15 protein-coding genes are annotated in these 18,915 nt (G+C 64.1%); 7 read left to right on the forward strand and 8 right to left on the reverse strand.

The window, feature by feature from the left end:
• Positions 1 to 102: 102 nt before the first annotated feature.
• The gene (locus WHZ77_RS12685; RefSeq protein WP_375313961.1) at positions 103 to 1,086 is read left to right on the forward strand and encodes an aldo/keto reductase; all 984 of its coding nucleotides are present in this window, start codon (positions 103 to 105) and stop codon (positions 1,084 to 1,086) included.
• A gap of 251 nt (positions 1,087 to 1,337) precedes the next feature.
• Positions 1,338 to 1,580 (forward strand): hypothetical protein, encoded by a 243-nt coding sequence (locus WHZ77_RS12690; RefSeq protein WP_375313962.1) that lies wholly within the window; start codon positions 1,338 to 1,340, stop codon positions 1,578 to 1,580.
• A gap of 41 nt (positions 1,581 to 1,621) precedes the next feature.
• On the opposite strand, the gene WHZ77_RS12695 is transcribed toward WHZ77_RS12690, so the two are convergent.
• The gene (locus tag WHZ77_RS12695) at positions 1,622 to 2,614 is read right to left on the reverse strand and encodes a zinc-dependent alcohol dehydrogenase family protein (protein ID WP_375313963.1); all 993 of its coding nucleotides are present in this window, start codon (positions 2,612 to 2,614) and stop codon (positions 1,622 to 1,624) included.
• Between the two features lie 104 nt (positions 2,615 to 2,718).
• On the opposite strand from WHZ77_RS12695, the gene WHZ77_RS12700 reads away from it, so the two are divergent.
• Complete coding sequence (locus WHZ77_RS12700; RefSeq protein ID WP_375313964.1) at positions 2,719 to 3,576, forward strand: LysR family transcriptional regulator; 858 nt, start codon at positions 2,719 to 2,721, stop codon at positions 3,574 to 3,576.
• A 1,117-nt stretch (positions 3,577 to 4,693) separates the two neighbouring features.
• Entirely contained in the window at positions 4,694 to 7,156 is a 2,463-nt protein-coding gene (locus WHZ77_RS12705; protein WP_375313965.1) for a putative bifunctional diguanylate cyclase/phosphodiesterase, read from the forward strand.
• On the opposite strand, the gene WHZ77_RS12710 is transcribed toward WHZ77_RS12705, so the two are convergent.
• The 5 genes from WHZ77_RS12710 to thrS all read right to left on the reverse strand — a co-directional run bounded on the left by WHZ77_RS12710 (position 7,142) and on the right by thrS (position 13,531).
• Entirely contained in the window at positions 7,142 to 8,401 is a 1,260-nt protein-coding gene (locus WHZ77_RS12710; protein WP_375313966.1) for a serine hydrolase domain-containing protein, read from the reverse strand. The two genes, WHZ77_RS12705 and WHZ77_RS12710, sit on opposite strands and share 15 nt — an antisense overlap.
• A 63-nt stretch (positions 8,402 to 8,464) precedes the next feature.
• A complete protein-coding gene (locus WHZ77_RS12715; RefSeq protein WP_375313967.1) occupies positions 8,465 to 9,028 on the reverse strand; it encodes a nitroreductase in 564 nt (187 codons plus the stop codon).
• 99 nt (positions 9,029 to 9,127) lie between these two features.
• Positions 9,128 to 9,508, reverse strand: a complete 381-nt coding sequence (locus WHZ77_RS12720; RefSeq protein ID WP_375313968.1) for a hypothetical protein — start codon at positions 9,506 to 9,508, stop codon at positions 9,128 to 9,130.
• Between the two features lie 19 nt (positions 9,509 to 9,527).
• Positions 9,528 to 10,997, reverse strand: coding sequence for a YadA family autotransporter adhesin (locus WHZ77_RS12725; protein ID WP_375313969.1), 1,470 nt, complete (start codon positions 10,995 to 10,997; stop codon positions 9,528 to 9,530).
• Between the two features lie 491 nt (positions 10,998 to 11,488).
• Positions 11,489 to 13,531 carry a threonine--tRNA ligase gene (thrS, locus tag WHZ77_RS12730; protein WP_375313970.1) on the reverse strand — a complete coding sequence of 681 codons (2,043 nt, stop codon included), beginning with the start codon at positions 13,529 to 13,531 and terminating at the stop codon, positions 11,489 to 11,491.
• Positions 13,532 to 13,716: 185 nt separating this feature from the next.
• Between thrS and WHZ77_RS12735 the strand changes: the two genes are divergently transcribed.
• Together WHZ77_RS12735 and WHZ77_RS12740 are read left to right on the forward strand one after the other, a co-directional pair.
• The gene (locus WHZ77_RS12735) at positions 13,717 to 14,889 is read left to right on the forward strand and encodes an MFS transporter (RefSeq protein ID WP_375313971.1); all 1,173 of its coding nucleotides are present in this window, start codon (positions 13,717 to 13,719) and stop codon (positions 14,887 to 14,889) included.
• A 91-nt stretch (positions 14,890 to 14,980) separates the two neighbouring features.
• Entirely contained in the window at positions 14,981 to 15,367 is a 387-nt protein-coding gene (locus tag WHZ77_RS12740) for a hypothetical protein (protein ID WP_375313972.1), read from the forward strand.
• A 16-nt stretch (positions 15,368 to 15,383) separates the two neighbouring features.
• Here WHZ77_RS12740 and WHZ77_RS12745 read toward each other — a convergent pair whose 3' ends face one another.
• Positions 15,384 to 15,710, reverse strand: coding sequence for a hypothetical protein (locus WHZ77_RS12745; RefSeq protein ID WP_375313973.1), 327 nt, complete (start codon positions 15,708 to 15,710; stop codon positions 15,384 to 15,386).
• Between the two features lie 169 nt (positions 15,711 to 15,879).
• Positions 15,880 to 17,214 carry an alpha/beta hydrolase gene (locus WHZ77_RS12750; RefSeq protein WP_375313974.1) on the reverse strand — a complete coding sequence of 445 codons (1,335 nt, stop codon included), beginning with the start codon at positions 17,212 to 17,214 and terminating at the stop codon, positions 15,880 to 15,882.
• Between the two features lie 331 nt (positions 17,215 to 17,545).
• Between WHZ77_RS12750 and WHZ77_RS12755 the strand changes: the two genes are divergently transcribed.
• A complete protein-coding gene (locus WHZ77_RS12755; protein WP_375313975.1) occupies positions 17,546 to 18,913 on the forward strand; it encodes an APC family permease in 1,368 nt (455 codons plus the stop codon).
• The last annotated feature ends 2 nt before the right edge of the window (positions 18,914 to 18,915 follow it).

An 18,915-nucleotide genomic window follows, 5' to 3' on the forward strand; every position in this document is an offset into this window, starting at 1 on the left:
TGAGTCCGGATCATGAGTACATGCCGATTTTATCACCTAATCGCAGGCCCGCGCGTCGCCTAAATTCGCCGTCGAACGTGATTTTCGCAAAGGAGAGCTTCGATGCAGACGCGCAAATTGGGCAAGAGTGGTCTGGAGGTTTCGGCCCTCGGCCTCGGCTGCATGGGCCTGAGCTATGGCTATGGCCCCGCCACCGAGAGGTCACAGGCGATCACACTGATCAGGACCGCGTTCGAGCGCGGCGTGACCTTGTTCGACACCGCCGAGGCCTACGGTCCCTTCGTCAATGAGGAGTTGCTCGGCGAGGCGCTCGCGCCGGTCCGCGACAAGGTCGTGATCGCCACCAAGTTCGGCTTTAAGGGCGGCAAGGTCGAGGCCGGGCTCGACAGCCGGCCCGCCAACGTCAAGGCGGTGGCCGAGGCCGCGCTGAAGCGGCTCAGGACCGATCGCATCGATCTGTTCTACCAGCACCGCGTCGATCCCGACGTGCCGGTCGAGGACACTGCGGGCGCGGTCAGGGATTTGATCCGCGACGGCAAGGTCCTGCATTTCGGCCTGTCGGAGGCGGGCGCGCAGACCATCCGCCGCGCGCATGCGGTGCAGCCCGTGACCGCACTGCAAAGCGAATATTCGCTGTGGTGGCGCGAGCCGGAGCAGGAGATCCTGCCGACGCTGGAAGAGCTCGGCATCGGCTTCGTTCCCTTCAGCCCGCTCGGCAAGGGCTTTCTCACTGGCGCGATCAGCGAGAGCACGACGTTCGACGCGACCGATTTCCGCAACATAGTACCTCGGTTCTCATCCAGCGCACGTAAATCCAACCAGACCCTCGTTGTCCTGCTCGGCGAAATCGCCGCCGCCAAAAAGGTGGCGCCGGCGCAGATCGCGCTGGCCTGGCTGCTCGCGCAAAAGCCGTGGATCGTGCCGATCCCCGGCACCACCAAGCTTCACCGGCTCGAGGAAAACCTCGGCGCGGCCGCGGTGATGCTGTCGGATGCGGATCTCGCTGCCATTGCAGGCGTGCTGACCAAGGTGGCGGTGCAAGGCGACCGCTATCCAGCGCATCTGCAGGCGCGGGTCGGACGCTAGGCGCTGCAGTGAACGTCCGGTGAGCATTCGCTTACCGGACGTCGTCCTGTGTTCTGATTTGAATACCAGGGGCAGCGCCGTCAGGCCGCATTGGCGGCAGATAACACCGGCAGCGTCGGCTTATTCCGTGGGCGCCGCGATTTCGTCAAAGCCGGTGCAAGATACGTATTTCCGATAATCAATTTCATTCTCTTTCCGTCCTGCTGCGTTATATGTCAGCTATCCTTCATATGAGGGAGGTCGGAACAGGCTTGTGCACCTGCGAGACCGGCACGAAACAGGGGACCAAGCCCGTCGGCATGTATGAAGTGATCCTCACCAGGCGTAAGCGGTTTGGCTGGCGATGGCAGGTGTGCGACCAGTCCGGCAAGATATTTGCCGATGGCTTCGAGCGCACGCGGCCGTCCGCCAAATATCATGGCGAGCGCGCATTATTCTTCCTGTTGTCACAAGCCTATCTGCGCAAGCGTTTCGCGGCGTCCAGCGAGGACTAGCTGCGCGATGGCTGCGCAGAAGTGCAGCTCCGTCCTTCACTTCAGACATCAACGACCAGCTTGCCCTTCGTCGCGTGATCCCGGATCAGCGCGTAGGCATCGCCTACGTTCCCCAGCGTGAAGTGCCTGGCGTCGAGCTGCGGCATCAGCTTGCCGGCTTCAACCAGCCGCGTCGCCTCCGCCATGATCTCCCCGTGATGCGCGCGGCCTTCGCCTGACAGCAGCGGCAGCAGCGTGAACACGCCGGAATAGGTGGCGGCGCGGAACGAGAGCGGCGCCAGCGCATGCGTGCCCCAGCCGAGGGCGCTGACGACATGGCCGAAGCGGCGCACCGCCGCAAAGGAGGCATCGAGCACCTTGCCGCCGACGGTATCGTAGACAATGTCGAAGCCGTAGCCTCCGGTATGCTCTGCAACGTAGGCCTCAAGGGCAACGTCGCGGTCGATGAAGACGGCGCCGTAACCTTCGATCGTCGCACGTTGCGATGGCGAGCCGGTCGCGAACACCTTCGCTCCGAAGGCGCGCGCGATCTGGATCGCGACATGGCCGACGCCACCCGCGCCGCCATGTATCAGGACCTTCTGGCCGGCCTTCAACATCGCGCGGTCGATCAGGCCTTCCCAGGCCGTGATGACAATGAGGGGCAGGGCGGCTGCTTCCCGCATGCTGAGATTGACGGGCTTGAGCGCCAGCAGCTCGGCATCGACAGCGGCGAATTCGGCCAGCGATCCCGGCACGCCGCCGACGCCGCCGGTCATGCCATAGACTTCGTCGCCCGGCTTGAACCGCGTCACGTCGCCCCCGGTGCGCTCGACCACGCCAGCAAGATCGATTCCGGGAATGGCGGGCAGCGGATGGCGCGCATGCGCCGCGGCACCAGCGTGGATCTTGGTGTCGAGCGGATTGACCCCGCTCGCATGGACCCGCACCAGCACCTCTCCCGGGCCGATCCCGGGCGTGGAAATGGTTGAGATGCGCAGCGGCGCGTTGTGTGTTTCCAGGATGGCCGCACGCATCGTCGATGGTCTCGTCATGATCGTCCTGCTCCGTTGTCGGCCTCCAATATGATCATGATATTTTGCATGGGAAGGAACAAGGATGTACGATAGTCATACAATTTTGTATGGCGGAGATTTCGATGGACTGGAGCGATCTGCGCATCTTCCTGGCGATTGCGCGCGAAGGCACGCTCGGCGCTGCCGCGCGAAAGATCGGCCAGACCCAGCCGACCATGGGACGACGGCTTCGCGCGCTCGAGGCCGCGCTCGGACAGACGCTGTTCCAGCGCACCGCCGATGGCTTCGTGCTGACCGACGAAGGCACTGCCGTGCTGCGCCATGCCGAGCGGATCGAGCAGGAGGCGATCGCACTTGCGCGGCACGCTTCCGGCGCAGAGACGCAGCTCGACGGCCTGTTGCGGCTGTCGTCGTCGGACTGGTTCGGGACGGTGATGCTGTCGCCGGTGATCGCCGCGTTCGGCAAGCTTCATCCCAAGGTGACGGTCGAACTCCTGACCGATGCGCGGCTCTACAGCCTGCCGCGTCGCGAGGCCGATCTCGTCTTCCGCATCAAGCGGTTCGACGAGCCCGAGGTGATCTCCCGCAAGCTGCTGCACATTCCCTACGCTCTCTATGGCAGGAAAGGCACCAAGCCGCCGCGCGCCGGCGACGGCAGCGGCGTCCGCGTCGTCACCATGAACGCCGAATTCGCCGACATGCCCGATGCGGTCTGGCTGAAGCGCGCGCTGCCGAATGCGGACATCGCCTCGCGCAGCAACAACCGGCAGGCCCAGGCCGAGTTGTGCGCGAGCGGAGGCGGATTGGCCGTGTTGCCGCGTCCGCTCGGCGATCGCGATCGCCGCCTCGTCGCACTCGACATCGGTACGCCGCCGCCCGGCCGCGACACCTTCATCGGCTATCACCGCGATCTCAGGCGCCTCGCCCGCCTGCGCGCGCTGCTCGATCTGGTGATCGAGCGGTTGGCGGGCACGCCGTAGTCTGTAGGGTGGGCAAAGGCGCGCGCATTTCGCGCGCCGTGCCCACCATCTCTCGGCGATCGCATTTGGCAATGATGGGCACGCTTCGCTTTGCCCACCCTGCGCGGCTACAATCCCTTGCGTTGCCCGACGGGCAAAACACCCCATCCATGGGTCGATACCGATTGGCGAAAATATTCGCCTTTACAGAATTTCGGAATAGACGGATATTGCGCGCACTCCGGCCCAAGGAAGAGGGGCGTATCGCGATCGTCACGAACGCGAGCCGGACGGCGGTGGACGTGGGCCACACTGGTGCGACGGTGATCGCAGGGCGGGAAACCGTGAGCGACGCACATCGCACGCACGACCGGTGTGATTTGCGTACGGCGAAATTGTGTGGTCCTGGCGCCCGCAGGCTGGCGCCAAGTCTTGTGGTGATGGGTGTGGTCCGACCGGACCCGCGCATCAGCCATCCGCAAGGCGACGGGGGCAATAGTGCATCGCTCCCCGGGGAGAGCGCGACATAAGCCGTAAGACCACTGCGCAGGGAAGGCCGGATGTTTGGCTTCACCTGTATGCCGCTGTGCAAATTCTTGTTGCCACCTTTCGCACAGTGGACCGTGGGTGCCCGGCCGGCACCCGGTCTTCCCTGCGCCCTCTTTCATTTGAGGGTGAGACGACCAGGCAAAGCTCGGGCGAAACACGCCGCGAGGATGCGAAGGTGTGTCTAACGCTTCAGAAGTCGAATGCTGCGACGAGCATTTGCCTCTCACCGTCACCCTGAGGTGCTCGCCTCTTCGGCGAGCCTCGAAGGGCGACGGCCCGGCTGCATCTCGGCCGTTCGTCCTTCGAGGCTCGACTTGCGCTGCTTTCGCATCGCAAATCTCGCACCTCAGGATGACGGAATGGACACTGTCGCCGCGGCGACGGGACACGAGAGCGGAGCATGCCGCTATTGCACGCTTCGTCGGTGTGAGGGTGCCTTTGCATAACTGTCATAGTTTCTAACGCCCACTAACCAACGCCCGATTTAAAACTGTCATAATCGCCAAATGGAACCCGCGCCTGCGTCCTTTTTACACGGCATTAAGCGTCGCTGCATTGGATGCGACGAGAAAGTGCGTTGGGGACTGCAATGAGTGCCGCGAAGAAGATGCCGGGAAAACCGGCCACCGAAATGTTCGACGACATCCCGGTGCTTCAGCGCAAATGGCGTGCCGCGTTGAAGCCGGGCGATCGGCTGCCGCGCTATGAGGACGTGATGCTCGGCAGCCTCGGGCGGCTCGCCGACCATATCGCGCTGCTGAAGAACGACGGCGCGCTCGAATTGTCGCGCAGCGGACGCTACGTGCAGAAATGGCTCGGCGAGGAGCGCTGGGACATCCCGGTCGCCGAGCTGTCGCCCGATTGCGCCACGGCGCTGTCGGAAGCGGCGGCCAACGCGCTGAAGAGCGGACGGCCGCACCAGGCCAGCGCGCATTGCGTGCGCGACGGCATGGTCAGGACCTACGATCTGCTGGCGCTGCCGACCTCCTCGCGCTGGGGCGCCACGCTGGTCGGCGCCTATGTCAACGAGCGCGGCAGGCAATACAATCTGCTGGACGCGATCTTCTCCTCGACCGACGACGCGGTCATCTCGCTGACGACGCTGCGTGACGCCGGCGGCAAGCCGTTCGATCTCCAGATCGTGCATCACAACCAGAGCGCCGCGATGCTGCTGAAAGCCGCAGGCGCCGGCCTGTTGTGGCGCCGGATCGGCGAGGGCGGCAATTGGCTTGCCTCGCCCGACATTATCAAGTTCCTGCTCAAGGTCGTCTCCGGCGGCCGCGGCGAGCAGCTCGAGATCGAGAGCGAAGGACGGAATCTTCGATTGAGCGCCACCGCATTCGCCGATGTGGTTTCGCTGACGATCTCCGACGTCACTGCGCTGAAGCGGCGCGACGCCTCGTTCCGGCTGCTGTTCGACAACAATCCGATGCCGATGTGGGTGTTCGACGCGCAGACCAGGGAATTCCTAAGCGTCAATGACGCCGCGGTCCAGCATTACGGCTACAGCCGCGAGGCATTCCTGCAGATGACGCTGCACGCGATCTGGCCGCAGGACGAATGGGACAGCCATGCCGAAGCGCTCGAACGCATCGGCGACACCTATCATTCCTCGCGCAATTGGCGGCATCTGCGCGCCGACGGCAGCGAGATCGAGGTGCTCACCTTCGGCCGCCGTGTCGCCTTCGACGGCCGCGACGGCTATCTGGTCGCGGTGGTCGACATCACCGAGCGGCGCAAGGCCGAGGCGCGCATCGCCCACATGGCGCACCATGACGGGCTCACCGACCTGCCGAACCGCGAGTATTTCCAGGAACGCCTGAAGCAGGCGCTCGACCAGGCCGGCGGAAAGAGGGTCGGCGTGCTCTATATCGACCTCGACCTGTTCAAGAACATCAACGATTCCTTCGGCCATCCGGTGGGCGACCGCCTGTTGAAGGAAGTTGCCGAACGCCTGACCACCGCGGTCCGCGGTGCCAATCTTGCGGCACGGCTTGGCGGCGATGAATTCGCAGTGATCCTCGCGGCCGACGTCTCGCCAAACGAAGCCAGCGCCTGTGCCACGCTGCTGATCGACATGCTGAAGGCGCCCTACGACCTCGACGGCCAGGAGATGGTGATCGGCGCCAGCATCGGCATCGCGCTGTCGCCGGGCGATGGCACGACGTCGGAGGAGTTGATGCGCAACGCCGACATGGCGTTGTACCGGGCCAAGTCCGACGGCGGCGGCGTGCATCATTTCTTCGAGCGCGAGATGGACCTTCAGGCGCAGAAGCGCCGCGACATGGAGCTCGATCTGCGCCGCGCGTTTACCAATGGCGAGTTCGAGCTGCACTACCAGCCGCTGGTGTCGATCGCCTCCGACCGCATCTCCGGCTTCGAATCGCTGCTGCGCTGGTGCCATCCCGACAAGGGCATGATCTCGCCGGCGGAGTTCATTCCGGTGGCCGAAGACATCGGCCTGATCACCCAGCTCGGTGAATGGGTGCTGCGCGAAGCCTGCGCCGAGGCGGTGAAATGGCCCGCCGACGTCAAGGTCGCGGTCAATCTGTCGCCGGCGCAATTCCGCAGCCGCAATCTGGTGCAAGTCGTGATCTCGGCGCTGGCGCAATCCGGCTTGTCGCCGAAGCGGCTCGAGCTCGAGATCACCGAGTCGATCTTCCTGGCCGAGACCGATGCCAATCTCGCAATATTGCACCAGTTGCGCGAACTCGGCGTCGGCATCTCCATGGATGATTTCGGCACCGGCTATTCCAGCCTCAGCTATCTCCGCAGCTTCCCGTTCGACAAAATCAAGATCGACCGCTCCTTCGTCAAGGATCTGGCGCTGCGGCCCGATTGCGGCGCGATCGTGCGCGCGATCTCGGGGCTCGGCCGCAGCCTCAACATCACCACGACCGCGGAAGGCGTCGAGACCGAGGATCAGCTCGACTGGCTGCGCGCCGAAGGCTGCAACGAGGTGCAGGGCTTCCTGTTCAGCGCGGCGCGGCCCGCCGCCGAGATTGCAAAGCTGCTGGCCGATTTCGGCCAGCGGGCCTCACGGGCGGCGTAACTCGGGAGGGAAGCAGTCGTAGACCAGCGCCTTGAAGGCCGGCGTGATGCGGCTGCGCTCGTTCTGGGTCTGCTGCATCATGAGGTAAACCATGCCGAGCTTGGGATCGACGCCGAAATAGGTGCCGCTGCCACTGTCCCATTTCAATTCGCCGAGCGAGCCCGCCGGCGGCGGCTTCGCATTGCCGGGATCGGTGCGCACACCAATGCCGTAGCCATAGCCGAAGCCGTCGCCGGGGAAATAGAAATAGTCGCGTCCGACACCGGACCCGGGCCCGACGTGATCGGTCGTCATGGCCTTGAAGGCGGCCGGGCTGAGGTAACGCCTGCCCTCGAACTCGCCGCCATTGAGCAGCATCTGCGAGAAGCGTTGATAGTCGGTGATGGTCGAGAGCAGCCCGCCGCCGCCCGACTCCCATTCGGGATGGGCCAAGCGATCCCGCTCGCCAGCGAGCAGGACAGGATCGTTCGGCAGCGGCCGCGCCATCCGCGCGCGCTCCTCCGGAGTCTTCAGCACGAATTTGGTGCTGCTCATTCCGAGCGGATCGAGAATGCGCGGCTTGAGGAATGCATACAGCGTCTGCCCCGAGATGATCTCGATGATGGCGCCGAGCACGTCGGTGGAATGGCCGTAGCGCCATAGCGTCCCCGGTTGACGCGTGAGCGGCAGCTTGGCGATACGGTCGGCGAATTGTCTGTTGTTGAAACGACCTTCGAAGATATTGGCGGCCTCGTAAACCTGCATCACCCATGGGGCACCGATATAGTCGTAGCTGATGCCGGAGGTCTGCCGTAGCAGATCCTCGATGTTGACGGGGCGGATTGGCGGCTCGAGCTGGAGCTTCGAGGTGCCGTCCGGCTCCACGCCCACCTTGGTGTCGGCAAAGAGCGGGACGTATTTCGACACGGGGTCGGTGAGAGCAAGCTTGCCCTCGTCGATCAGCATCATCGCGCCAAGGCAGGTGATCGGCTTGGTCATCGAGTGGATCGCGAAGATCGTGTCCGGCGTCATGGCGAGGCCGGTCCTGGTGTCGCGTACGCCGAAGGTCTTGAGGTAGACCGGCTTGCCGTGCTGCTGCACGAGGATCACCGCGCCCGGCAACCGGCCGTTCGTCACCTCGTTGTCAAAATATGCGGTGATGCGGTCGAGGCCGTCGGCCGACGGGGCAGGGATGCCGCTGGCGCGGCTCCGCGCCATCGTGCCGGCGAGCAGCGCAGCTCCGACCAGAAATTCACGCCGCTTCATCAGGGCTCCTTCCCTCGACGGGATCAAAGCCGCAGGATATTCAGAGCGTCAACACGTCATCTATCAAAATCGCGTCACGATTTCCGAAAGGAACGGTCGCGGGCGATCCTCGCTCGGCTTGGTCGGCGTGCCCACGTGGATGAAGCCGGCGAGCTTTTCGTCCGGCTTGAGGCCGAGGCCGTCGAGCACGTCGCGATCGAACGAGAACCAGCCGGTGAGCCAGCAGGCGCCGTAGCCGAGCGCGGTCGCGGCCGTGACGATGTTCATGGCGCTGGCGCCCGCCGACAGTTCCTGCTCGAAGGCCGGCACCTTCGGATGCGGCTTGGTGAAGCTGACGATTCCGATCACCAGCGGCGCATCCATGAGACGCTTGCGCTCAATTTCGACGTCGGCAGCGGGCGCGCCGGGATTCTTCCGCGCAAAGACCTTGGCGATCACCTCGCCGGCGCGCTGGCGGGCGTCGCCCTCGAAAATGATGAAGCGCCAGGGCGCGAGCTTGCCGTGGTCAGGCACGCGCGCGCCGATGGTGAGAATGGTCTCGAGCTCGGCCGGGGAGGGGCCGGGTCCGGTCATCTCGCGCGGCTTGACCGAGCGGCGGGTCTTCAGGAGTTCGATGGCGTCGGGCACTATCATTTCCTTCGTCGGGAACGACTGCGGAATTACCTAGCACGGAGATAGGTAGGTAAGGAGACCGCCGAAAGCCAGTTTAGACCGATTGTGATGCCCCTATGGCTTCCGCCCCGGCGTCGCTGCCGGCGTGCTCGGCATACAATTGATGCTGCCGATGACATTGGGACCATATTGGACGAAGCCCGTCGCCGTTACAGGCGAATGCGGCGCCGAGATCGGCAGATAGAGATAGCAGACGGTGCCGTCGACGGGATCGCGCAGCCGCTGGATCACGGTATCCTGCAGTGGGCCGGCGAACTGCCGCTCCAATTGCATTCTGGGAAGCTTGCTCCATTCGGCCGATGGCTGGACCTGTTGCGGGGCCGGTTGATTTGGCTGCTGTTGCCCGAGCGCGATGCGCGGGACGGCCACGGCCGTCATCACCACAAGCGCGGCAACGGACAGGCGGAGCACGGCAGCGCAATTCGGACAGGACATCGGCATGTCTACGGATGTATCAGAATTCGACCGCCATACCAGCGCGTCCGATATGCTCGTTGCCTCCGCCATTGGAATAGCTGCCATAAACCACCGTGGGAACGGCGAAATTCAGACGGTGCGAAACACCAATGCCAACGCCGCTCTCGCCGCGATAATAGCCGGTGTTGACGGCGATGGTGGTCTTGCCGGCCGCCGAGGGCATCAGCACCGGTGCGACCGCGACCGCGGCGACGATACCGCGCCGGGCTTCCCGCTGGTTGTCGTTGATCTGGCTCTGCAGGCCGGCATATTGCGACTGAATACCGGCCACGGTGGACTGCAGCTGACCAACATTCACCGCGTCGGTCTGGTTGACGCCGGCGGCGACATTGGTGAGTCGCCGCTCGTTGCCGGCTGAGCCAAACGAGACTGTATTGGCAACGGAGTTGGTTGAACCGGAGCCGATCGCGACCGAATTCGCGGCTGTCGCCGAAGCGCCGGTGCCTAGCGCCGCCGAGTTGGCGCCGGTTGCGACCGCGCCATCGCCGAAGGCGGCGCCGCCGTTCGATGCGGTTGCGCCTGCGCCGACGGCGACCGAGCCGGTGGCAACGGCGCCGGAGCCGATCGCAATGGCGTTGGTGCCTGTCGAGGCCGAGTTGAAGCCTACGGCGATCGATCCCGATTGCGTCGCCTGCGAATTGGTGCCGAAGGCTAGAGCGTTGGCGCCGCTTGCCGTTGCCCCCGATCCGACCGCGCTGGCATTGACGCCGGTGGCGGAGGCAACAGGGCCGGCGCTGTTGGCGCGGAAATAGACGGCCTGCGAGTTGAGTGCCGCGAAAGCTGAGCCTACGTTGTTATAGGTCGCACCGAGAATGCTGTAGCTTGGCGCGGTCAACTGACCGTTGACGTCGAGCCCCGCGCCAGCGCCGAACGCGTTCGCCACCCGCTGGTTCGCCGTGTACAACTGACCGCCGTTGACGGCGTCGGTAGAGCCGGAGCCGATCGTGCCTGCCGCGATGTTGACGATGCGGCGCTCGCTGCCAATGGAGCCGACTGAAACGGTATAGGCGGCGCTGGCAACCGAATTTGCGCCCAGTGCCACGGAACTATATCCAGTTGCGCTCGCAGCGTCGCCTATCGCCACCGTATCGGTGTTGGCGGCCGTAGCGCTGATACCGAGGGCGGTGGAAGCAAATCCCGTACCTTGCGCGCCGTGGCCGATCGCAGTCGAGTTCAATTCGGCGATTGCCGAGAAGCCGACGGCGGTGCCGTTATTGTTCCGGGCTCCGTAAATGTTGGTGAAATCGTTGATGTTGTTGTTGTCGCCCGTCCCGATGGCGACTGACTGAGTGCCTATCGATTCCGAACCCGAGCCCAGCGACGTCGACGACGTGTTCGCGTAGCTGTATTGCCCGACCGCGGTGCCATCGTTGCCGATGACCTGCGCGCTATCGCCAATCGCAGCGCCGCGGGCCGGATTTGCGGGATTCCCGAGAGCGCCAGTCACGATCGCGTTCGGACCGCAGGCGAAGGAGTTGACGCCGAGCGCCTGCGATGCGCCGCTTGATATGTTGCATGTCGATTGTGCGGACGCAGGCTGGATTATCATTCCGGCCCCTACCCCAGCAAGAATTGCCAGCCCGCGGAAGATGAAAGAAATTCTGTTTGCAATCATAATAACACCCCCAAAAAAGCAGCTTTTTCACAAGGCGCAACAAGGCTCAAAACGTCCTCTGCCTGCGTGGGCAACGTCTTTGCGATCATTCCCCGCGGGCGATATCCTTAACAGGAAAACAGACACAATGAAAACTTGGAGTGGTGGTGCAAATCCATGCACGTCGAGCGGAGCGTTGTTGCTCGGCGCCGATCCCAAGCGAGGCGTCGATCAGCGGTCGCTTCTCAACCTCGATATCCGCGGCTGGTGCGGTCGTCGGGCATGCACAGCCCTAATGAGCGTGCAGGCCCGCGACCGGAAGCGCTTGTAGACCGATTGAACGATCAGGCCGTGTCGCGCGCCCGCCTGACGTCCGGCGGGATGGCCTCATCGACCAGCGCGGCGATCGCCTCCTGCGTCGTCATCACCTTCTGGCCGTCGCTGCCGAGCCGGCGGACCGAGACCGAGTGCGTCTCGGCCTCCTTCTTGCCGACCACAAGCAGCGCCGGAATTTTGGCCAGCGAGTGCTCGCGGACCTTGTAGTTGATCTTCTCGTTGCGCAGGTCGATCTCGACCCGCAGGCCTGCGCGCCGCGCCTGCTCCAGCACCTGCTTGGCGTACTCGTCGCCTTCCGAGGTGATGGTGGTGACCACCGCCTGCACCGGCGAGAGCCAGAGCGGGAAGTTGCCGGCATAGTGCTCGATCAGGATGCCGATGTAGCGCTCCATCGAGCCGCAGATCGCGCGGTGCACCATCACCGGCGGTTTCTTGCCGCCGTCATGGTCGATGTAGAACGCGCCGAACCGCTCCGGCAGGTTGAAGTCGACCTGCGTGGTGCCGCACTGCCAGTCGCGGCCGATGGCATCGCGCAGCACATATTCGAACTTGGGTCCGTAGAAGGCGCCTTCGCCCGGGTTGATCTCGGTCTTGATGTGGTTGTTCTGCGACTGGATCTCGCGCAGCACCGTCGCCATCACGCGCTCGGCGTGATCCCACATCGCATCCGTGCCGACGCGCTTGTCGGGCCGGGTCGAGAGCTTCACCGTGAGGTCGCCGGTGAAGCCGAAATCGGCATAGGTCGACAGGATCAGATCGTTGATCTTCAGGCACTCGTCCGCGAGCTGGTCCTCGGTGCAGAAGACGTGCGCGTCGTCCTGGGTGAAGCCGCGCACGCGCATCAATCCGTGCATGGCGCCGGACGGCTCGTAGCGGTGCACCACGCCGAATTCGGCGAGCCGCAGCGGCAGGTCGCGATAGCTCTTCAGGCCGTGCTTGAAGATCTGGACGTGGCCCGGGCAATTCATCGGTTTCAGCGCGAACCAGCGCTTGTCCTCGGCCTCGTCGCCGGCCGACTGGGCCGCGAACATGTTCTCGCGATACCAGCCCCAATGGCCGGAGGTCTCCCACAGGGACTTGTCGAGGATCTGCGGTGCGTTGACCTCGCTGTAGTCGCCGGTCAGGCGGCGTCGCATATAGGCGATCAGTTGCTGGAAGATCGTCCAGCCCTTGGCGTGCCAGAACACGACGCCCGGCCCTTCCTCCTGGAAGTGGAAGAGGTCGAGCTCGCGTCCGAGCTTGCGATGATCGCGCTTCTCGGCTTCCTCGATCTGCTTCAGGTAAGCGTCGAGGTCCTCCTGCTTGGCGAACGCCGTGCCGTAGATGCGGGTCAGCATCGGGTTGTTGCTGTCGCCGCGCCAATAGGCGCCGGCCACCTTCATCAGCTTGAAGGCGTTTCCGACCTTTCCGGTCGAGGTCATGTGCGGGCCGCGGCACAGGTCGAACCAGTCGCCCTGGTAGTAGATCTTGATCGGCTCGCTGCCGGGAATGGCGTCGACCAGCTCGACCTTGAAGGCTTCGCCCTTGTCGCGGAACACCTGCTTGGTCTTCTCGCGGTCCCAGACTTCCTTGGTGAACGGTTTGTCGCGCGCGACGATCTCGCGCATCTTCTTCTCGATCGCGGCAAAGTCTTCCGGCGTGAACGGCTCGTTGCGGAAGAAGTCGTAGTAGAATCCGTTCTCGATCACCGGACCGATGGTGACCTGCGTGCCCGGCCACAGCGCCTGCACGGCCTCCGCCAGCACGTGGGCGCAGTCGTGGCGGATCAGCTCGAGCGCGCGCGGATCGTCGCGGTTGATCAGTTCGATGTTGGCATCGGCTTCGATGGGATCGTCGAGGTCGCAGACCACGCCGTCGAGCGCCATTGCGACCGTGCGCTTGGCCAGCGACGGTGAGATGCCCTTGGCGAGCTCGAGGCCGGTGATGCTCTTGGCGTATTCGCGCCGGGCGCCGTCGGGGAAGGTGAGGGTGATCTTTTCTGGCGGGGTCACGGGCCTGAGATTGCTGAGGCTGTACTGGAAGCCGGACTCGGATTTGGGCTGGTCGGTCATTGCTTTTCTCCTGAGGCTCACTCCTGCGAACGAGCGCAGGTAAGCGGGAACGAGCGATATATCAGGCGATTCGGCCTGTGCAATCGGGCATTTCCAAGAAAGTGGAGCGTAAAGCCGAGACGGTGCCCCAACTATTTCGCGCGGTGCCCTTTAACAGGTCTCGGGCCTGCTCTACATGCAGTTGCATGGAAAATTCGCCTGCCGCGGCCCGTTTCACGCCGACCGCCATGATGCTTGGCAATCTCGTCACCGGCTGCTCGGTGCTTGCGCCGGCGGGGATGCTGCCGGAATTGTCGGCCGGGCTCGGCATCAGCATCCATGCGGCAGGGCTCCTGATCACCTTTGGCGCGATCACGCTGTGCGTCGGCTCGCCGCTCACGGCCTGGCTCACCAGCCGCATCGAACGGCGGACGCTGCTCGCCACGACGCTCGCGGTGCTCGCCATTGGTAATCTCGCCTCGGCATTTGCGCCCGACTACGCCAGCCTCCTCGTCATCCGCCTGGTGATGCTCGCGGTCGGCGCGCTTTATACGCCGCAGGCCGCCGGCACCGCGGCGCTGATCGTGCCGGTGGAGCGGCGGGGCAGCACGATCGCCTACATCTTTCTCGGCTGGTCGCTCGCCGCCGCCGTCGGCCTGCCGCTGATCACCTTCATCGCCAGCCGCTATGGCTGGAGCGCGGCCTATGGTGGGATCGGCGCGCTCGGCTGCGTCAGTTTCCTGCTGTTGCTGCTGCGCCTGCCGGCCGGCTTGAAGGGCACGCCGGTGGATCTGAAGACATGGAGCGCGGTCGGCCGCAGCAGGACGATTCTGCTGCTGCTTGCGATCACGATGCTTCAGATGTCCGGGCAGTTCGTGGTGTTCACCTTCATGGGCCCGCTGCTCAAGAAGCTCACCGATGCCGGCCCTGATGCGATCGGCATGGTATTCGGCATCTACGGCGTCTGCGGCTTCCTCGGCGTCGTCATTGCGACCCGCATCGTCGACACCTGGGGGCCGTATCGCACCTCGCTGCTGTTCACCTGCCTGCTGCTTGCGGGCATCACGGGCTGGGCGCTCGGCGCCGGTACGCTCCCCTTGATGGCGATCGCGGTCGCAATCTGGGGCCTCGCCTTTGCCTCGACCAATTCGATGCAGCAGGTGCGGCTGGTCGCGGCCGCGCCGCCGCTTGCATCGGCGACCGTCGCGCTCAACACCTCCGTGCTCTATATCGGCCAGGCCGTCGGCTCCGCCATCGGTGGGCTGTTGTTCGCCCGCGATCTCCTGCATCCGCTCGGCTTCGTCGCGGCCGGCTTCGTCGTACTGGCGCTGGTCCTTGTGATCCTCACCCGGCCGCAGCCGGGTGCCGCGACGGCATGAATCCCGCGTATTCCCGTGCGCAAGGCGCTTGGCAAATAGCGCGTCAGAGCGCTAGAAGGCGAGGCATGGGGACCAAAGAGAGTTGACTGAGATGAGGATGATTCTGGCGGTTGCCGCGGTGCTCTATTCAGCCTCCGCGTTCGCGCAAACCGACAAACCACCGATGGTGGGGGACAAGCCGCTGGTGCAGGTCAAGCCCAAGGGGGCTCAGGCCGGGACCAAGGCGGCGGCCACGTCAGCTCCGGCGCCGAAGGGCAAGCCGCAATCGATTGCGGCGCGGCTCCAGGCCTGCCTCGACCTCGACGATGGCACCAAGGACCGGCTCAACTGCTACGATGCTGTGATCGCGCCGACGCCGAAGCCGAAGCCGGCGAAGGCCAAGGGCTACGCCGATTGCCGCTTCTTCAAGGAAGAGGATGAGCGGCTCGCCTGTTTCAATGGCTTTGCCGAGAGCATTCCGAAGCTGCCCAAGACCTGAAGTTTGAAGCCGGACGTTAGTCGCTGATCCGGCTCAGCACGGCCCTGAAGGCAACGCCCGGCACTTGCAGTGCGGTGCCTTCGAATTCCGCCGTGTCGCCATCCTCGCGGCCGGCGAGCGTCAGCGTGACCCTGTCGTGCCCGAACAGCGCCTTGAAGGACGGATCGTCGTTGTAGCGCTCGGTCGAGATCTTGACCTTGATGCTGTCGCCTTTGCCCGTGTAGATGCCGATGAACGCGAAAGCGGAATTGCCGCCGCGCATCTTGCCGTCGGTCACATAGACGACGCCGCAACCGGTTCCATGAACGGTGTGGAAGTCGACCTTGTACAGTCCTTGACGCACGACCTGTCCCCGCAGAATGCCAGCTGCAACTCGGCGGCAAACTATGAGAGTTGCCAGCGGAAACAATCCGGTGGCTCCCGGGGATGTCGGCCATCAACATCACATTTTGATCAAAGCGTGAGACAATTGCAGGCAGCGCGGTCAAATGCCGGCTGGCGCAATATCGGGCCTAGCGGCTCGATGCAGCGGCCACGCGCGTCAGCGCCAGCGCTGGCGTTGCCGACATCTTCACCAGCACATCCTTGAGCGGATACTGGGTCCACGCGCGGTTGACGTAGTCACGATGGGTGATGCCGTCGCCGGTTTCGACGAACACCACGCTGCCGGGACGCAAGGGCCCGTCCATGTCTTCGGAGACGCTGATGCCCTTTTGCCTGAGCGTGCTCATCAGCTCGCGGTCGCGCCGCGCGGTGTAACGGGTGTAGGAGCTGACGAAGAAGCTGGAGCGGTGGCTCTCGATCCAGGAGGCGAACTTGTCCATTTCGCCATAGACGGCGTCGAGCAGCACGACGCCGCGGACGCGGTCGCTGATGCCGCCGACTTCGAGGCTCCAGGCGGTCGGGAGAAAGCCGCCGCTATAACCGACGATCACGATCGGCATGTTGGCGAAGGCCCGTACACTGTTGGGGTCGCCGGTGACGCGGGCGAGGTGGTTTGCCGATTCCTCCAGGAAGCGCTTGAAGCCGCCGGGTTGCCAGAATTTTCCGGCGCTGGAATCGGCGGCATCGACCGCCATTTGCGGCGCAAGCAGGACGGCGTTGGCGCCGGAATCGGTGATCTGCTGCGGCACCAACTGCCGGTCGCGCACATCACGCTCGAGCGTTGCACCATTGCCGTGGAAGAACACCACGATCACGCCCGGCTTGCGCACGTCGAAATGCTCGGGCACGTGCATCAGCACGCGGCTGTCGCTGTAGGTCTCGTCCTGCCAGTAGACGCGGCCAGAGTAGCTGCGGTGGCCGCGGCGGTCGCCCTTGGCGATGTTGAGGAAGGGCGCCTCGGAGGCGGGGTTGTTGCCGAAATAGGGGAAGGCCGACGACTTCATGCTGACGAGAGTTGTCAGGTCCTCGCGGGGCGGACGCTGATAGGGCACCTGCGGCGCGAGCGAAGCGACCTTGTAGGGCGCCTGCTCCGGCTGTTGCTGCACGGCGCGCTTCGGCGAAAAGTCCGACATCTGCCGTTGCAGGAAACCCTCGCTCGCCGACGGGAAGCGTTCCCTGAACTGCGGGGCGGGGAAGCGATCCTCGAACGTGTCGCCGCTTGCGACTTGCTGTTTGGCGGCTTGCGGGTTGGTCTTGGCGACGACCTGATTGACGACCTGGACATTGGCCTGCGAGTTCGCCGCGAGCGCCGCCGGATCGGGCGCCTTGCCGCATTGAACCAGTGTCAGCGACAGCGGCACCAAGGCTGAGATCAGGCCGATCCGGAGCGCACGACCGCGCGCATCGGACAACGTCCGATCGGCACGAATGTCAGCTCTCAATTTCGGAACGGCCCCGACCATCCACCCATGACCCCAAGTCACGATCCAAGTCACGTCCATCGGCATTATCAAGACAATTGAGCCGACCGGCGTTTAGGCGACGTTAAGTGTCCGGAGAAACTTCCCCACATCCGGAACGCTCAAAAGGACCATGTAATCGTGTCCTGATTGTGGGGGAGGGAGACGGGATTTTCCGGTGTTTACGCCGGCTTATTGCCCAAGGCAGTGCATAAAAGGTTCCCAAATACCTATTTTGCTCGCCTCATTTAACCCTTGTTAACCCTGCTTGAATTGACTGGACCAAACTGCACGATGCTCCCACGAGGCGTAACGCCTAAGGTTGAGGACCCCGATGACGGCATCAGATGCGGGACCCGCGCCCTGGACTGGGCGGCTGACCGGGAGCGGGTCCGGGGTTTCCGTTCTGGTTGCCACCGCCATCGTCGTCGCCGACATGATCGGGGTCGGCGTCTTCACCAGCCTCGGCTTCCAGGCGAAGGACATCCCGTCCGGTTTCTCGATCCTGTTGTTGTGGACTGTCGGCGGCATCGTCGCGTTGTGTGGGGTGTTCTCCTACAGCGAGTTAGGCGCGATGTTTCCGCGCTCGAGCGGCGAGTACAATTTTCTCGGTCGTGCCTATCATCCCGCCTTCGGCTTTCTCGCCGGCTGGGTCTCGGCGACGGTTGGCTTTGCGGCGCCGGTCGCGCTTGCGGCGATGGCGTTCGGCGAATACGCCAAATCGGTCGTCCCCGGTCTGCCGCCGATCCCGCTCGCCATTGGGGTGGTGTGGCTGGTCTCGCTCGTGCAACTGACCGGCGTCAGGCACTCTTCGACCTTCCAGCTGATCGCGACCATCCTGAAAGTCTTGTTGATCGTCGCCTTCCTGGTCGCCGGCTTCATCATCGGCGTGCCGCAGCCGGTCGCCTTCACGCCGCAGGCGGGCGATCTCGCGCACATCGTCAGCGCGCCGTTCGCCATCGGCCTCGTCTTCGTGATGTACTCGTTCTCGGGCTGGAATGCTGCGACCTACATCATCGGCGAGATGAACATGCCGCAGCGAGACCTGCCGCGCGCATTGCTCGCGGGCACGCTGATCGTGCTGGTGCTCTACGTCGCGCTGAACGCGGTGTTCCTCTACTCCACGCCGGTCAATGCGCTCGCCGGCCAGCTCGACGTCGCCAGCGTCGCCGGCACCGCCATCTTCGGCAGCCTCGGCGGCCGGATCGTCGGCGCGATGATCTGCTTCGGCCTGATCTCCTCGATCAGCGCGATGATGTGGATCGGCCCACGCGTGATGATGACGATGGGGGAGGACATTCCGGCCCTGCGCGTGTTCTCGAAGCGGTCGGTGAGCGGCGCGCCGGCCTATGCCATCCTGTTCCAGCTGGCTGTCGCCAATCTGCTGCTGTTCACGCGCAGCTTCGAGGCGGTACTCGACTTCATCCAGTTCGCGCTGCTGTTCTGCTCGTTCTTCACCGTCGCCGGCGTCATCAAGCTGCGCATCACCGATCCGGATCTGCCGCGGCCCTATCGCGCCTGGGGATACCCGTTCACGCCGCTGGTTTTCCTGCTCGTGACCGGGTTCATGATGTACTACCTCTTGACCGAGCGGCTGGTGCAGTCGCTGTCGGGGATGCTCGTCATGCTCGCTGGCCTGTTGATTTATGCTGTTTTCCGCAGGCGGCCGGTCGCCGCTGGCACGTCACACAATCGCGAATAGAC

It is taken from the genome of Bradyrhizobium sp. A5 (assembly GCF_042076515.1).
GTDB classification, from domain to species: Bacteria; Pseudomonadota; Alphaproteobacteria; order Rhizobiales; family Xanthobacteraceae; genus Bradyrhizobium; species Bradyrhizobium cosmicum.

Coding starts and splice junctions, on each gene's coding strand:
- thrS (WP_375313970.1), bottom strand. CDS start 13,531: ATGACCGACCAGCCCAAATCCGAGTCCGGCTTCCAGTACAGCCTCAGC.
- WHZ77_RS12685 (WP_375313961.1), top strand. CDS start 103: ATGCAGACGCGCAAATTGGGCAAGAGTGGTCTGGAGGTTTCGGCCCTC.
- WHZ77_RS12695 (WP_375313963.1), bottom strand. CDS start 2,614: ATGACGAGACCATCGACGATGCGTGCGGCCATCCTGGAAACACACAAC.
- WHZ77_RS12700 (WP_375313964.1), top strand. CDS start 2,719: ATGGACTGGAGCGATCTGCGCATCTTCCTGGCGATTGCGCGCGAAGGC.
- WHZ77_RS12740 (WP_375313972.1), top strand. CDS start 14,981: ATGAGGATGATTCTGGCGGTTGCCGCGGTGCTCTATTCAGCCTCCGCG.
- WHZ77_RS12720 (WP_375313968.1), bottom strand. CDS start 9,508: ATGTCCTGTCCGAATTGCGCTGCCGTGCTCCGCCTGTCCGTTGCCGCG.
- WHZ77_RS12750 (WP_375313974.1), bottom strand. CDS start 17,214: ATGGTCGGGGCCGTTCCGAAATTGAGAGCTGACATTCGTGCCGATCGG.
- WHZ77_RS12705 (WP_375313965.1), top strand. CDS start 4,694: ATGAGTGCCGCGAAGAAGATGCCGGGAAAACCGGCCACCGAAATGTTC.
- WHZ77_RS12755 (WP_375313975.1), top strand. CDS start 17,546: ATGACGGCATCAGATGCGGGACCCGCGCCCTGGACTGGGCGGCTGACC.
- WHZ77_RS12735 (WP_375313971.1), top strand. CDS start 13,717: ATGGAAAATTCGCCTGCCGCGGCCCGTTTCACGCCGACCGCCATGATG.
- WHZ77_RS12710 (WP_375313966.1), bottom strand. CDS start 8,401: ATGAAGCGGCGTGAATTTCTGGTCGGAGCTGCGCTGCTCGCCGGCACG.